This window comes from Amycolatopsis sp. MJM2582 (assembly GCF_000754115.1).
Classification (GTDB): domain Bacteria; phylum Actinomycetota; class Actinomycetes; order Mycobacteriales; family Pseudonocardiaceae; genus Amycolatopsis; species Amycolatopsis japonica.
On the sequence record NZ_JPLW01000006.1, the window covers coordinates 370,336 to 387,508 of the forward strand.

General features: G+C 72.5%; 1 protein-coding gene. It reads left to right on the forward strand.

Annotation, left to right across the window (positions count from 1 at the left end):
• Positions 1-20: 20 nt before the first annotated feature.
• Positions 21-17,171: a type I polyketide synthase gene (locus ED92_RS32925; RefSeq protein ID WP_052121012.1), complete on the forward strand. Its 17,151-nt coding sequence runs from the start codon at positions 21-23 to the stop codon at positions 17,169-17,171.
• Positions 17,172-17,173 lie beyond the last annotated feature (2 nt).

The following is a 17,173-nucleotide window of genomic DNA, read 5'->3' on the forward strand; positions in this document are numbered from 1 at the left end:
TGAAACACCCTGGAGCTGCGATGTCCACATCCGAGAACAAGGTCGTCGAGGCCCTGCGGGCGGCGCTGAAGGAAGCCGACCGCCTGCGCGGGGAGAACCGGCGCCTGACCGGCGAGCCCATCGCGATCATCGGCATGGCCTGCCGTTACCCGGGCGGGGTCCGCTCGCCGGAAGAACTGTGGGACCTGGTCGCCGGGGAACGCACCGGCCTCACCGGATTCCCGGTCGACCGCGGCTGGGACCTCGACGGGCTCTACGACCCCGAGCAGGGCAAACCGGGCAAGAGCTATGTCCGGGAAGGCGGCTTCCTGCACGACGCCGCCCGGTTCGACCCCGCGTTCTTCGGTATCTCGCCGCGCGAGGCGCTGGCGATGGACCCGCAGCAGCGGCTGCTGCTGGAGATCTCCTGGGAGGCGATCGAACGCGCGGGGATCGCCCCGGATTCCCTGCGGGGCAGCCGGACCGGCGTGTTCGCGGGGGTCATCCACAACGAGTACTCGGCCATCGCGGGCACGCCGCCCGCGGATCTCGAGCCGTATCTCGGCAACGGGAGTTTCGCGAGCATCGCCTCCGGGCGCGTGTCCTACACCTTCGGGCTCGAAGGCCCGGCGGTCACGGTCGACACGGCGTGTTCGTCTTCGCTGGTGGCGCTGCATCTGGCGGCGCAGGCGCTGCGGCAGGGCGAATGCTCTCTGGCGCTGGCGGGTGGGGTGACCGTGATGGCCAACCCGGCGGCGTTCGTGGACTTCAGCCGTCAGCGCGGGCTCGCGGCTGACGGGCGGATCAAGGCGTTCGCCGAGGCCGCTGACGGCACCGCCTGGGGTGAAGGCGCGGGCATGCTGCTCGTCGAGCGGCTCTCCGACGCCCGCCGCAACGGGCACCGCGTCCTCGCCGTCGTGCGCGGATCCGCGGTGAACCAGGACGGCGCGTCGAACGGGCTCACCGCGCCCAACGGTCTTTCCCAGCAACGGGTCATCCGGCAGGCGCTGGCGAACGCGCGGCTCACACCGTCCGATGTGGACGCAATGGAAGCGCACGGCACGGGGACCCGGCTCGGTGACCCGATCGAGGCGCAGGCTTTGCTGGCCACCTACGGCCAGGATCGGACCACGCCGCTTTGGCTCGGCTCGGTGAAGTCGAACATCGGGCACAGCCAGGCCGCGGCCGGGGTCGCTTCGATCATCAAACTCGTCGAGGCGATGCGGCACGGTGTGCTGCCGAAGACCTTGCACGTCGACGCGCCGACGTCCCATGTGGACTGGTCCGAGGGCGCGGTCTCGCTGCTGACCGAGGCCGAACCGTGGCCGAAGACGGATCGCCCCCGCCGCGCCGCGGTGTCCTCGTTCGGGATCAGCGGGACGAACGCGCACGTCGTCCTCGAACAGCCCGCCGCGGAGGACGAACAGCCGTCCACGCTCGCGGGGCCGGTGCCGTTCGTGCTGTCCGGCAAGACCGAAGCCGCCCTGCGCGAGCAGGTGGCACGCGTGCGGGAACTCGCGCGGGATTCGGACGTCACCGCGGCGGACCTCGCGTTCTCGCTGGCCACCACGCGGACCGCCCTGGAACATCGGGCCGCCGTCGTCGGCACGCTGGACGACCTGCTCACCGCCACTTTGGTGGAAGGGCGGGCGACGGACGGCGGGACGGCGTTCCTGTTCACGGGCCAGGGCAGCCAGCGGCTCGGGATGGGCCGTGAGCTGGCCGAGCGTTTCCCGGTGTTCGCGGAGGTCTTCGACGACGTCTCCTCGCGATTCGAGCGACCGATCAAGGACCTGTCCGCCGAGGAGCTGAACCAGACGGCGAACACGCAGTGCGCGTTGTTCGCGTACGAGGTCGCGCTCTTCCGTCTGGTCGAGAGCTGGGGCGTCCGGCCGGACTTCCTGGCGGGGCATTCCGTCGGGGAGATCGCGGCGGCTCATGCCGCGGGTGTGCTGTCGCTGGACGACGCGGTGACGTTGGTGTCGGCTCGTGGTCGCCTGATGCAGGCATTGCCGACCGGTGGCGCGATGGTGGCTCTTCAGGCGAATGAGGCCGAAGTGACTCCGTTGCTGACGGAGCGGGTGTCGCTGGCCGCGATCAACGGCCCGGAGTCGGTGGTCGTCTCGGGTGACGAAGAAGCCGTCGCCGCGGTGGTTTCCCAGTTCGAGGGGCGCAAGAGCAAGCGCCTTGTGGTGAGCCACGCGTTCCACTCGCCGTTGATGGAGCCGATGCTCGACGACTTCCGCGCGGTGGTGGAGGGCCTGACCTTCGCCGAGCCGCGGATCCCGATCGTGTCCGGCGGCTTGGCTGAAGTGTCCACTTCGGACTATTGGGTCCGGCACGTCCGTGACGCGGTGCGGTTCCACGATTCGGTCGAATTCCTGAAGGCCGAGGGCGTCACCCGGTTCCTGGAGATCGGACCCGACGCCGTCCTGACCGCCATGACCAAGGAAAGCGCCGAGGACGCCGTCGTCCTCCCGGCTTCGCGACGGGATCGCCCCGAGGTGACGACCCTGCTGACGGCGGTCGCCGGACTGCACGTCCATGGGGCCGAGGTCGACTGGGCGCCGCTGTTCGCCGGTGCCCGGCCCGTCGATCTGCCGACGTATCCGTTCCAGTACGAGCACTTCTGGCTCGAATCCGGTGCCGCTCACCGCGACGTCTCCGCCGCCGGGCTGGACGCGTCGCCGCACGCCCTGCTCGCCGCCGCCGTCCGTCCGGCGGGCGAGGACGAGATCCTCCTGACGGGCAGGATCTCGCTGAGCGCACTGCCGTGGCTGGCGGACCACGTCGTCGGCGGAAACGTGCTTCTGCCCGGTACCGCGTTCGCGGAACTCGCGCTCGCGGCCGCCGACGAGGCCGGTTGTGAGGCCGTCGAGGAACTGAACCTGGAAGCGCCGCTGGTGCTGCCCGAGAAGGGCGGCGTCCAGCTGCAGGTCGCGGTCGGGGCCGCGGACGACCAGGGCAGGCGCTCGGTCACCGTGCACGCCCGGCCGGAGGACGACGACCTCTGGGTGCGGCACGCCTCCGGCGTCCTCGGTGCTGCACTGTCCACACAGGACGAGATGACCGAGTGGCCGCCCACGGGAGCGGAGCCTGTCGACCTCGAAGACTTCTATCCGAACCTGGCGGCCGAAGGGCTCGGCTACGGTCGCGCCTTCCAGGGTGTCCGTGCCGTCTGGACCCGCGACGGCGATGTGTTCGCCGAAGTCGAGGTGGACGACACTTCTGGCACCTTCGGGATTCATCCCGCGTTGTTCGACTCCGCCCTGCACGCCATCGGTATCGGAGAGTCGCGGGGGCTGGAGATCCCCTTCGCCTGGTCGGATCTCCGCCTGCACGCCGACGGCGCGACGGTGCTCCGAGTCCGTCTCAGCCCGGCGGGCGACGGCGCCGTCTCCGTCTTCGCGACCGATCCCGCCGGAGCTCCGGTGTTGTCGGTCGGCTCGCTCAGCCTGCGGGCTCCGGTCGCCGCGGCCGCCTCGCTTCCCCGTGACTCGCTGTTCCGTGTCACCTGGACGCCGGTGACGGTGCCCGCCGGGGCCGGGGAACCGCCCGTTGAGTCCTTTGTGGACTTCGCGGACGTCCGGCACGCGACGGCGCACGCCTGGGAGATCGCCGTGGAGCCGGGCGAAGGCCCCGTGGTGTTCCTGACCAGCGGCGCGTTCACCGATCCGGCGCAGGCCGCGGTCTGGGGGCTGGTGCGTTCGGCGCGGGAGGAGTACCCCGGCCGGTTCGTGCTCGTCGACGCCGACGACCCCACCACGCTCACGGACGGCCTGCTGGCCGGCATCGTGGCCTCAGGCGAGACCGAAGCCGTCGTGCGCGAGGGCGAGGTCCGCGTCCCGCGGCTCACCCCGGTGCGCGGGGGTGAAACCGGACCGGGCTGGGATCCGGACGGAACGGTCCTGATCACCGGCGGCACCGGCGCGCTCGCCGCCGAACTCGCCCGTCACCTCGTCACGCGACGCGGTGTGCGGAACCTGATCCTCGCCGGCCGCCGCGGTCCCGCCGCGGAAGGCGCGGACGAGCTGGCCGCCGAACTGGCGGACCTCGGCGCTCAGACACGGATCGTCGCCTGCGACGTCGCGGACCGCGACCAGTTGACGGCGCTGCTCGACGGCGTTTCGCCGGCTGCGGTCGTCCATGCCGCGGGTGTGCTCGACGACGGCCTGCTCGCCGACCTGACCCCGGAGCGGTTCGAAACCGTGTTCAGGTCCAAAGTGGACGGCGCGCTCCTGCTCGACGAACTGGCCGGCGACGCCCACCTCGTGTTCTTCTCCTCCGCGGCAGGTGTGCTCGGCAGCGCGGGGCAGGCGAACTACGCCGCCGCCAACGCCGCCCTGGACGCGGTGGCCGCGCGCCGCCGCGAACGCGGACTGCCCGCGACCTCGCTTGCGTGGGGACTCTGGGAGACCGGCGACGGGATGGCGGGAGCGCTCGCCGGGACCGATCGCGCGCGGATGGCGGGCTCCGGTCTGCTGCCGCTGCCGGTCGGCGACGCCTTGACCTTCTTCGACTTTGCCGTGGGAGCGAAGGAAGCGCTGTTCGTGCCGATGCGGCTCGACGTGCCCGCCCTGCGCACGGGTGTCACGGACGTCCCGCTCCTGCGGGCCTTCGCCGGGAAATCCCGGCGGACCGCGTCGGCCGCCCCCGCCGCGCGGGAACTGCGTGACCGGCTGGCTTCGCTGCCCGTCGAGGAACGGGACCGGGAACTGCTCGCGCTGGTGCGCGGCCAAGTCGCCGACGTGCTCGGCCATCGGGACGCCGGAGCCGTCGAACCGGCCCGCCCGTTCCGGGAACTGGGTTTCGACTCGCTGACCGCGGTGGAACTGCGCAACGGCCTCAACGCCGTTTCCGGGCTCCGGCTGCCCGCGACCGCGGTGTTCGACCACCCCACCCCGAAGGCGCTCGCGGAGTTGCTCGCCGCCGAACTGTTCGGCGTCGCGCCCGACGTCCCAATCCGGCGGTCCGCGACCGTGGCCGACGAGCCGATCGCCATCATCGGCATGGCGTGCCGTTACCCCGGCGGCGTCGCGTCGCCGGAGGACCTCTGGCGGCTGGTCGCGGAGGGCCGCGACGGCATTTCGCTCTTCCCGGCCGACCGCGGCTGGGACGTCGAGGGCCTCTACGACCCGGACCCCGGCAAGGCGGGGAAGAGCTACGTGCGCGAGGGCGGATTCCTCCACGAGGCGGGCGATTTCGACGCCGGTTTCTTCGGGATCTCGCCGCGTGAGGCACTGGGCATGGACCCGCAGCAGCGGCTGCTGCTGGAGGTCTCGTGGGAGGCCTTCGAACGGGCCGGGATCGACCCCGGAACGCTGCGGGGCAGTGACACCGGCGTCTTCGCCGGGCAGATGTACCACGACTACCTCACCGGTGCCACGGTCGTTCCCGACGACGTCGAGGGTTACCTCGGCACCGGCAACTCCGGAAGTGTGCTGTCCGGGCGGGTTTCCTACACCTTCGGCCTCGAAGGCCCGGCCGTCACCGTCGACACCGCGTGTTCGTCGTCGCTGGTGGCCCTGCATCTGGCAGCTCAGGCGCTGCGGCGCGGCGAATGCTCGCTCGCACTGGCCGGCGGGGTGACCGTGATGGCCACCCCGGAGACCTTCGTCGACTTCAGCCGTCAGCGAGGCTTGGCGCCGGACGGCCGCTCGAAGTCCTTTTCGGACGGTGCGGACGGCACGTCCTGGTCCGAAGGCGTCGGCATGCTGCTCGTGGAGCGGCTCTCGGACGCCGAGCGCAACGGGCACCGGATCCTGGCCGTCGTCCGGGGTTCCGCGGTGAACCAGGACGGTGCGTCCAACGGGCTCACCGCGCCGAACGGTCCTTCGCAGCAGCGGGTGATCCGGCGGGCCTTGGCAGACGCGCGTCTGCAACCGTCCGAAGTGGACGCCGTCGAGGCGCACGGGACCGGCACCACGCTGGGCGACCCGATCGAGGCGCAGGCGCTGCTGGCGACCTACGGCCAGGGCCGGGAGGACGCCGCGCTGTGGCTCGGGTCGATCAAGTCGAACATCGGGCACAGCCAGGCCGCCGCCGGGGTGGCGGGCGTGATCAAGATGGTCGAGGCGATGCGCCACGGGGTGCTGCCGAAGACGTTGCACGTCACCGAACCGTCGTCTCATGTGGACTGGACCGCGGGCGCGGTCTCCCTGCTGACCGAGGCGCGTCCCTGGCCGGACGCCGGGCGGCCCCGGCGTGCGGCGGTGTCGTCGTTCGGGATCAGCGGCACCAACGCGCATATCGTCCTGGAGCAGGGGCCCGCTCCGGTGGAGGCCGCCGAATCCGGTGAGGGACCGGCGCCGTTCGTCCTGTCCGCCGGGAGTGAAGCGGCCCTGCACGACCAAGCGTCGCGGTTGAGGGACTTCCTGGCCGAGACACCTGCCGCCTTGTCCGACGTCGCGTTCTCGCTGGCGACCACCCGCGCGGCCTTGGAGCACCGGGCCGCCGTCGTGGCCGCAGACCGGGAAACCCTGCTGGCCGGGCTGGAAAACCTCGCCGTCACCGGTCGCGCGACGGAGGGCCGGGCGGCGTTCCTGTTCACCGGTCAGGGCAGTCAGCGGCTCGGGATGGGTCTTGAGCTGACTGAGCGCTTTCCGGTGTTCGCCGAGGCTTATGACGAGGTGTGTTCCCGCTTTGAGCAGCCGCTCAAGGACTTGTCGGCAGATGAGCTGAACCAGACGGCGAATACGCAGTGTGCGTTGTTCGCTCTTGAAGTGGCGCTGTACCGGCTGGTGGAGAGCTGGGGCATCCGGCCGGACTTCCTGGCGGGGCATTCGGTCGGGGAGATCGCGGCCGCCCACGTCGCGGGCGTGCTTTCCCTCGATGATGCCGCCAAGCTGGTGTCGGCGCGAGGCCGGTTGATGCAGGCCTTGCCCACCGGCGGCGCGATGGTGGCGTTGCAGGCGACCGAAGCCGAGGTGACACCGCTGCTCACCGAGCGGGTGTCGCTGGCGGCGATCAACGGTCCGGAGTCGGTGGTGGTATCGGGTGACGAGGACGCCATTGGCGCGGTGGTCTCTCGGTTCGAGGGACGCAAGAGCAAGCGCCTCACCGTCAGCCATGCGTTCCACTCGCCGCTGATGGAGCCGATGCTGGACGAGTTCCGCGCGATCGTCGACGGTTTGTCGTTCGCGGCGTCGCAGATTCCGATCGTGTCCGGTGGTTTGGCGGAGGTGTCCACTTCGGACTATTGGGTCCGGCATGTCCGTGACACGGTGCGGTTCCACGATTCGGTCAGGTTCCTGGAGGCCGAGGGTGTCACGCGGTTCCTGGAGATCGGCCCGGACGGTGTCCTGACCGCGATGGCCAAGGAAAGCGCCGAGGACGCGGTCGTCGTCCCGGCCCTGCGGCGCGACCGGCCGGAGGTGGAGACGCTGCTGACGGCGGTCGCGGGCCTGCACGCCCACGGCGTGGACGTCGATCTGGCGGCGCTGCTCGGCGGCGGGAAGCTCGTCGACCTGCCCACGTACGCCTTCCAGCACCGCCGTTTCTGGCTGTCCTCGGCAGGCGGCACGGCGGGCGACGTCACCGCAGCCGGGCTCGGCACCACCGACCACCCCCTGCTCGGCGCGGCCGCGGCCCTGCCCGGTGACGGCGGATTCCTGCTCACCGGCCGGTTGTCCGGACACGCCCAGCCGTGGCTGGCCGGACACCGGGTCGGCGGCGTGGTCCTGCTGCCGGGCACCGCGTTCGTCGAGATCGCCCTGCGCGCGGGGGACGAGGCGGGCTGCGGCCACCTCGAAGACCTGACGCTCGAAGCGCCACTCGTCCTGCCCGAGCGCGGCGCGACGCAGCTGTCCGTACTGGTCGGCACGGCCGACGACACCGGGCACCGGACCGTCGAGATCCACTCGCGCCAGGAAGGCGAAGAAGAGTGGCAGCGGCACGCCACCGGTCTGCTTTCCGCCGCTGGAGCCGTCGAACCGGCCGGGTTGACGACCTGGCCGCCGCAGAACGCCGAGGCCTTCCAGGTGGGTGACGTCTACGAGCGCCTCGCCGCCACCGGCCTCGAGTACGGTTCGGCGTTCCGTGGCCTCCGGGCGGCGTGGCGAGCGGGTGAAGACCTGTTCGCTGAGGTCGAACTCCCGGAGGAACACCACGCCGACGCGGCTCGGTTCGGCGTGCATCCGGCGCTGCTCGACGCCGCGCTCCACACTCTCGGTCTCGCGGGCGGCGACGACGGCAGGCGGCTTCCGTTCGCCTGGTCCGGGGTACGCCTGCACGCCGCGGGCGCGACCCGGCTCCGGGTCCGGCTGCGGCCGTCCGGTCCCGACGGGTTCGAGGTCCTGGTCGCCGACGGCACCGGCCGCCCGGTCGTCTCGGCGGAGGAACTGACACTGCGCGAGATCTCGGGCGACGCCTTGGCGCGCAAGGGACACGACTCGCTCTACCGGGTCGGCTGGCGTCCGGTCCCGCTCCCGGAGACCGGCGAAGCCCTGCCCGCGGAGTCCGTTTTCTCCGTGCCACGCGGCGGCGACTCCGCCGAGCGTGTCCACGAGACGACGGCCGCGGTCCTCGGAATCGTCCAGCGGTGGCTCGACGACGAGCCGGACGGTCCGCTCGTCGTCCACACCCGGGGCGCGGTCGCCGCGGTCGACGGCGAAGCGGTCACCGACCTCGCGCACGCCGCGGTCTGGGGACTGGTGCGTGCCGCGCAGTCGGAGAACCCCGGGCGGTTCGTGCTGGTCGACGCCGAGACCTTGCCCGACGGGCGGATCCTGACCGTCGACGAGCCGCAACTCGCTCTACGCGACGGCCGGGCACTCGCGCCGCGGCTTGCCACCACCGCCTCGTCCACGGAACTGACCCCGCCCGAGGGCGCCTGGCGGCTGGACACCACCGGCCGCGGCACCCTGGAGAACCTCACGCTGGTGCCGTCGCCCGAAGCGGTCGCGCCACTGGCCGAGGGCGAGGTGCGGATCGCGGTGCGGGCCGCCGGCCTCAACTTCCGCGACGTCCTGATCGCGCTGGGCATGTACCCGGGCGCGGCCACGCTCGGCAGTGAAGGCGCGGGCGTGATCACCGAGATCGGGCCCGGCGTCACCGGCCTCGACGTCGGCGACCGCGTGTTCGGCCTGATGTCGAACGGCTTCGGGCCCCAGGTCGTCACCGACCACCGGACGCTGGCGAAGATGCCGGAGGACTGGTCGTTCGCCACGGCGGCCTCGGTCCCGATCGTGTTCCTCACCGCCTACTACGGCCTGTTCGACCTCGCGCGGCTCGAAGCGGGGGAGTCGATCCTGGTGCACGCGGCGGCGGGCGGCGTCGGCATGGCGGCCACCCAGCTGGCCCGTCACGCCGGGGCCGAGGTGTTCGGGACCGCCGGTCCGGGCAAGTGGGACACCTTGCGTGCCAACGGTTTCGACGACGCCCACCTCTCGTCCTCCCGTGACCTCGGCTTCGAGGAGAAGTTCCGCGCAGCCACCGCCGGACGCGGGGTCGACGTCGTCCTGAACTCGCTGGCCGGCGACTACGTCGACGCGTCCCTGCGGCTGCTGGCCCCGGGCGGGCGGTTCGCCGAGATGGGCAAGACCGACATCCGCGAACCGGGGGAGACCGGGGTGGAGTACCACCCCTTCGACGTGATCGACGCCGGGCCGGAGCGTATCCACGAGATGCTCGCCGCGCTGCTGGAGCTGTTCGCGGCCGGGGCGCTGACGCCGTTGCCGGTCACCGCGTGGGACGTCCGGCGCGGCCCCGACGCGTTCCGTTTCCTCAGCCAGGCCAAGCACGTCGGCAAGAACGTGCTGACCATGCCCGCCGCCCTCGATCCCGACGGCACCGTGCTCGTCACGGGGGGAACGGGCGCCCTCGGCGCGCTCTTCGCCCGGCATCTGGTGCGCGAACGCGGCGTCCGGCGGCTGCTGCTGACCAGCAGGCGCGGGCACGACGCGCCGGGTGTCTCCGAGTTGGTCGCCGAACTCACCGAGGCGGGCGCGTCGGTGACGGTCGAGGCGTGCGACGCGGCGGATCGCGACGCGCTCGCCGCCGTCCTCGCCGGGATCCCGGCCGGGCATCCGCTGACCGGTGTGGTGCACACGGCGGGTGTCCTCGACGACGGCCTCGTCGGCTCGCTGACCCCGGAGCGGCTGGCGAAGGTGCTGCGGCCGAAGGTCGACGCGGCGCTGAACCTGCACGAACTGACCAAGGGCGCGGATCTCGCCGAGTTCGTCGTCTTCTCGTCGGCGGCCGGGGTCTTCGGCAACGCCGGGCAGGCGAACTACGCCGCGGCGAACGGTTTCCTGGACGCGCTCAGCGTCCGGCGCACCGTGCACGGGCTGCCCGCGCGATCGCTGGCGTGGGGTCTGTGGGCCGAAACGGGCGGGATGGGCGGGACGCTCGGCGAGGCCGAGCTGGCCAGGATGGCCCAGAGCGGTACCGCCGCACTGTCCACACAGGACGGTCTGGAGCTCTTCGACGCCGCGGGCGCGCTGGCGGAACCGGTGCTGGTGCCGATGCGCCTGGACGTCGCCGCGATGGGCGCGGACGGCCTTCCGCCGTTGCTGCGCGGTCTCGCCCGCGGCCCGGTCCGCCGCGCCGCGTCCGCCGGGACCACCGGTGACGCGGACTCGTTGCGGGACCGGCTCCTCGCCGTGCCCGCCGCCGACCGGGGAACCCTGCTGGTCGACCTCGTGCGCACCCATTCCGCGACCGTGCTCGGGCACACCGCGGCGGACGCGGTCGAGGCCACGCGGTCCTTCCAGGAGATCGGGTTCGACTCCCTGACCGCCGTCGAACTGCGCAACCGCCTCACCGCCGCCACCGGGCTGCGGCTGCCGGCGACGCTGATCTTCGACTACCCGACCCCGGAAGCGCTCGCCGCCCACATCGGCGAGGGCGTCCTGGGAGCGCAGGGCGGGCCCGAGACCGGACAGGCGGCGGTGACGGCCGACGAGCCGATCGCGATCGTCGCGATGAGCTGCCGCTTCCCCGGTCACGCCGACACTCCCGAACGGCTCTGGGCCCTGCTGGCCGAGGGCCGGGACGCGCTGGGCGAATTCCCCGCCGACCGGGGCTGGGACCTGGAGCGGCTGTTCGACACCGACCCGGACCGCCGGGGCACCTCCTACACCCGCCAAGGCGCCTTCCTGGAAACCGCCGGGGACTTCGACGCGGGCTTCTTCGGGATCTCGCCGCGTGAGGCGCTGGCGATGGATCCGCAGCAGCGGTTGCTGCTGGAGACGTCGTGGGAGGCGTTCGAACGGGCCGGGATCGATCCGGCCACCCTGCGCGGCAGCCGCACCGGCGTGTTCGCCGGAGTGATGGACAACGAATACGTGTCCGGTTCGGCGGAGGTGCCCGACGGGGTCGAGGGCTACCTGGCCACCGGCACCTCGGCGAGTGTCGCCTCGGGCCGTGTTTCGTACACCTTCGGGCTCGAAGGCCCGGCGGTCACCGTCGACACGGCGTGTTCGTCGTCGCTGGTCGCGCTGCATCTGGCGGCGCAGGCGCTGCGGCAGGGCGAATGCTCGCTGGCCTTGGCCGGCGGGGTGACCGTGATGGCCACGCCGGGCACGTTCGTCGAGTTCAGCCGTCAGCGCGGGTTGGCCGCGGACGGTCGCTGCAAGGCGTTCGCCGACGGCGCCGACGGCACGGGCTGGGGTGAAGGCGCCGGGATGCTGCTCGTGGAGCGGCTTTCCGACGCCCGTCGCCACGGGCATCCGGTGCTCGCGGTGCTGCGGGGCAGCGCGGTCAACCAGGACGGCGCGTCGAACGGCCTCACCGCGCCGAACGGTCCTTCGCAGCAGCGGGTGATCCGGCAGGCTCTCGCGAACGCACGGCTCGAACCGTCCGAAGTGGACGCCGTCGAAGCGCACGGCACCGGGACCACGCTGGGCGACCCGATCGAGGCGCAGGCGTTGCTGGCGACCTACGGCCAGGACCGGGAACGGCCGTTGCTGCTCGGTTCGGTCAAGTCGAACATCGGGCACACGCAAGCTGCGGCGGGCGTCGCCGGGGTGATCAAGATGGTGCTCGCGATGCGGCACGGGACGCTGCCGCGCACGCTGCACGTCGACACGCCGACATCGCGGGTCGACTGGGCGGCGGGCCGGATCGAGCTCGCGACCGAGCCGACCCCGTGGCCGGAGACCGGCGGCCCGCGCCGGGCGGCGGTGTCGTCGTTCGGGATGAGCGGTACCAACGCGCACGTCGTCCTCGAACAGGCCGAGGTGGCCGAGACGCGGGACGAACCGGCATCGGGGCTGCTCGGGGACGTCGTGGCCTGGCCGTTGTCGGCCAAGGAACCCGAGGCCGTGGCCGCGCAGGCGGCACGGCTGAAGTCCTTCCTCGCCGACGAACGTCCGGTGGATGTGGCGCATTCGCTGGCGACCGCGCGGACCACGCTGGAGCATCGGGCCGTCGTCGTCGGCGAAGACCCGATCGCCGGGTTGGCGGCACTGGCCGCGGGTGAGCCGTCGGGTTCGGTCGTGACCGGGACCGCGACCAGCGGGAAACCGGTGTTCGTCTTCCCCGGTCAGGGATCGCAGTGGGCCGGGATGGCGGTGGAACTGCTGGCGTCCGCGCCTGTGTTCGCCGACTCGATGGCCGAGTGTGAAGCGACCTTGCTGTCCTATGTGGACTGGAAGCTCACCGAGGTGCTCTCGGACGCGACCGCGCTGGAGCGGGTCGACGTCGTGCAGCCCGCCTTGTTCGCGGTGATGGTGTCGCTGGCCAGGTTGTGGCGTGCCAGTGGCATCGAGCCTGCCGCCGTGGTCGGGCACTCCCAGGGCGAGATCGCGGCGGCGTGTGTCTCCGGCGCGCTGTCGCTCGACGACGCGACGCGGGTGGTCTGCCTGCGCAGCAAGGCGATCACGGCGCTTTCGGGCCGGGGCGGCATGGTCTCCGTCGCCGCTGCCGAAGACCGGGTCCGCGAACTGCTGCCTGAGGGTGTCTCGCTCGCCGCCGTGAACGGTCCCGCGTCCGTGGTGGTGTCGGGTGACGTCGCCGGTCTGGACGCGCTCATGGCCGCTTGCGAGACGAGCGGGCTGCGCGCGAAGCGGATCCCGGTGGATTACGCGTCGCATTCCGCACATGTCGACGCCATCGAACAGGACGTCCTGACCGCGCTCGACGGGATCGAGCCGCGGGTGCCGGAGATCCCGTTCTACTCGACGGTGGCGGGGGAGCCGCTCGATCCGGTGGTGGACGCGGTGTACTGGTTCCGGAACCTGCGCGGGACCGTCCACTTCGGACAAGCCGTCCGGCGCTTGCTCGACGACGGGTTCCGGTTCTTCGTCGAGACGAGCCCCCATCCGGTCCTGGTCACCGGGATCGCCGACACCGCCGAGGACGCGGGAGAACGCGCCGTCGCGGTCGGCAGCCTGCGCCGGGACGAGGGAGGTCCGCTCCGGTTCCTCACCTCGCTGGCCGAAGCCCATGTCCACGGCCTCAGCCCGGACTGGGCGGCGTTGTTCCCCGGATCCCGTGTCGACCTGCCGACCTACGCCTTCCAGCACGAGCACTACTGGCTGCGGACGCGGACTTCCGCCGACCCGGGGCAGGCCGGTCTGGACGACGGCGGGCATCCGCTGCTCGGGGCCGTCGTCCCGCTGGCCGGCAGCGACGGCCTGGTGGCCACCGGCCGGATCTCGGCGCGGAACCAGACCTGGCTGCCCGATCACGCCGTCGGAGGCGCCCTGCTGCTGCCCGGCGCGGCGCTCGTGGACCTGGCGCTCACGGTGGGGGAGCGCACCGGCTGCGACCGGATCGCCGAACTGACCATCGAGGCACCGCTCGTCCTCGGGGAGTCCGGCAGTGCGCGGCTCCAGGTGACCGTCGGGGCATCCGCTGACGACGGCACCCGCGAGGTCGCCGTGTACTCCCGGGACGAAACCGGTGGCACGGACTGGATCCGGCACGCGACCGGCCTGCTCGCCGCGGACGGGGAAACGTCGGTGGCGGATCTGACCCAGTGGCCGCCCGCGGGAGCCGAACCGATCTCCCTCGACGGCCATTACGAAGGCCTCGCGGAACTGGGCTACGGCTACGGTCCGGCGTTCCGCGGGCTGCGTGCCGCGTGGCGCCGGGGCGACGACGTGTTCGCCGAGATCGCGCTCCCGGAGGACCGGATCGCCGAGGCCGCCGCGTTCGCCCTGCACCCCGCGCTCCTCGACGCCGCCTTGCACGCACTGGGCTTCGGGCTGCTCCCCGACGACGGACAGTTGCGGCTCCCGTTCGCGTGGAACGAGGTCTCGCTGTCGGCCGTCGGAGCGCCGAGCCTGCGCGTCCGGCTTTCCCCCGCCGGGGAGGACGCGGTGACGGTGGACCTCGCCGACACCGCCGGGGCGCCGGTCGCCTCGATCGGCTCCGTGGTGTTCCGGCCGGTGGCCGAGGCGCAGCTCGCCGGTGCCCGGCGGGACCCGGCGGATTCGCTGTTCCAGGTCCAATGGACGGATCTGTCCACAAAGGATGTCATCGCGCCGTCGATCGTCGTACTCGGCGAGGACTGCGCAGACCTCGCGGAGCTCGCCGCGGATCTCGACGCGGGCAGGCCGGAACCCGACGTGGTCGTCACGAACTGCGCCCCCGTCACCGGCGACCTCGCCGAGGGCGCGCACGCCGCCGCGAGGGACGCGCTGGCGCTCGTCCAGAACTGGCTGGCGGACGACCGGTTCTCCGGCGCCAGGCTGGTGTTCCGGACTTCGGGCGCGGTCTCGGTGGCCGCGGACGAACCGGTGTCCGACCCGGCTACCGCGACGGTCTGGGGTCTCGTGCGCACGGCGCAGGAGGAGAATCCCGGCCGGTTCGGTCTTCTCGACACCGACGGCTCCGAGGCTGGGTTGGCCGAGGCGCTCGCGCTCGACGAGCCCCAGCTCGCGGTGCGGGCCGGAACGGTGCTCGGTGCCCGGCTGGTCAAGGCGTCCGCCGACACCGCGCTCGTCCCGCCCTCGGGCAGCCGCGCGTGGACCGTCGACACCCTCGGCGGCGGCACCCTGGAGAACCTGGTGTTGCGGGACCGGCCCGATCTGCTGGCCCCGCTCGCCGAGGGACAGGTCCGCATCGCCGTGCGGTCGGCCGGGCTCAACTTCCGGGACGTCGTGGTGGCCCTCGGGCTCGTCCCCGGGCAGGAAGGCATCGGCGGGGAAGGCGCGGGCGTGGTCACCGAGACCGGCCCCGGCGTCACCGACCTGGCGCCGGGCGACCGCGTACTGGGTATGTTCGACGCGTCGTTCGGCCCGGTCGCCGTCGCCGACCGGAAGCTGATCGCGCCCGTCCCGGACGACTGGTCGTTCACCGAAGCCGCGTCGGCGCCCGTCGCGTTCCTCACCGCGTACGTCGGCCTGGCCGACCTCGGTGAGCTGCGGCCGGGACAGACCGTGCTGATCCACGCCGCCGCCGGTGGCGTCGGGATGGCCGCGGTCCAGCTGGCCCGGCACTTCGGCGCCGAGATCTACGTGACCGCGAGCCCCGCGAAATGGGACACGCTGCGGGCGATGGGCTTCGACGACGACCACATCGCTTCCAGCCGGACCCTCGATTTCGAGGACAAGATCCGCGAAGCCACCGGCGGCCGAGGGGTCGACCTGGTGCTGGACTCGCTGGCCAGGGAGTTCGTCGACGCGTCGCTGCGGCTGGTGCGCGAGGGCGGGCGGTTCGTCGAGATGGGCAAGACCGACATCCGTGACGCGGACGAGGTCGCGGCCGCGCATCCCGGCGTCACCTATCGCGCGTTCGATCTGATCGACTCCGGGCACGACCGGATCCAGGAGATCCTCGGCGAACTCCTGGCCCTGGCGGACAAGGACGTGGTGCGGCCGCTGCCGACCACCGCGTGGGACGTACGGCGCGCCCCCGAGGCGTTCCGGTTCCTCAGCCAGGCCAAGCACACGGGCAAGATCGTGCTGGAACCGCCCGCCGTCCTCGACCCCAAGGGCACGGTGCTGATCACCGGTGGCACCGGCAAGCTGGGCGGTCTGTTCGCCCGGCATCTGGTGACCACGCGCGGCGTCCGGCGGCTGCTGCTCACGAGCAGGCGCGGGCTCGACGCCGAGGGCGCGCGGGAGCTGGTCGCGGACCTGACCGGGCTCGGGGCCACGGTGACCGTCATGGCCTGCGACGTCGCCGATCGCGCCGCCGTCGCCGGACTGCTCGGCTCGGTGCCGCCGGAACATCCGCTGACCGCCGTGGTGCACACCGCCGGTGTGCTCGACGACGGGCTGATCCCGGCGCTGACCCCGGACCGGCTCGACACCGTGTTCCGCCCGAAGGTCGACGCCGCGGCCCACCTGCACGAACTGACCCGCGACCTCGGACTGGCCGCGTTCGTGCTGTTCTCCTCGTCCGCGGCGACGTTCGGCGCCGCCGGACAGGGGAACTACGCGGCGGCCAACGCCTTCCTCGACGCACTCGCCCAGCACCGCCGGGCCGACGGCCTCGCCGGGCAGGCGCTGGCGTGGGGTTTCTGGGCCGAGCGGAGCGCGATGACCGGCCACCTCGACGAGGCGGACGTGGCCAGGATGAAGCGATCCGGGGTCAGCCCACTGTCCTCTGTGGAGGGTCTCGCGCTGTTCGACGCGGCGGGGGAGCGGGACGTCGCGGCGCTGGTGCCCGTGCACCTGGACACCGCCGCGCTCCGAGGCCAGCCCGAAGTGCCCGCCCTGCTGCGTGTTCTCGCGGGCGCTCCGGCAAAGCGGGTCGCGGGAGCGGCCGCCACGAGCGGACCGTCGCTCGCCCAGCGGCTGACGGCACTGCCCGCCGCGGACCGGGAGCCGTTCTTGCTGGACCTGGTGCGCTCGCACGCCGCGGCCGCGCTCGGCCACGCGTCGGTCGCCAAGGTCGGCCCGGAGCTGGCGTTCCGCGACCTCGGCTTCGACTCACTGACCGCGGTCGAGCTGCGCAACCGGCTCGGCGCGGCGACCGGGCTGCGGCTGCCGTCCACGCTGGTCTTCGATCAGCCGAGCCCGGCCGCGCTGGCCCGGCATCTGCTGGCGGAACTGGGCGAACCGGTGGGCGCCGAGCCCGAGGTGGCGGTGCTGGCCGACCTCGACCGGCTGGAGACCGCGCTGGCCGCGGCGGTCACCGACGACGAGACCGCGGACCGGATCACCGACCGGCTGCGCGCGGTGCTCGCCCGGTGGACCGAATCCCGCGGCCCGGCCGGGGACGAGGGTGACGGCGACCTGGCCGACGCCAGCGCCGACGAGCTGTTCGACATCTTGCACAAGGAATTCGGAAGGTCGTGACC

Coding starts and splice junctions, on each gene's coding strand:
- ED92_RS32925 (WP_052121012.1), top strand. CDS start 21: ATGTCCACATCCGAGAACAAGGTCGTCGAGGCCCTGCGGGCGGCGCTG.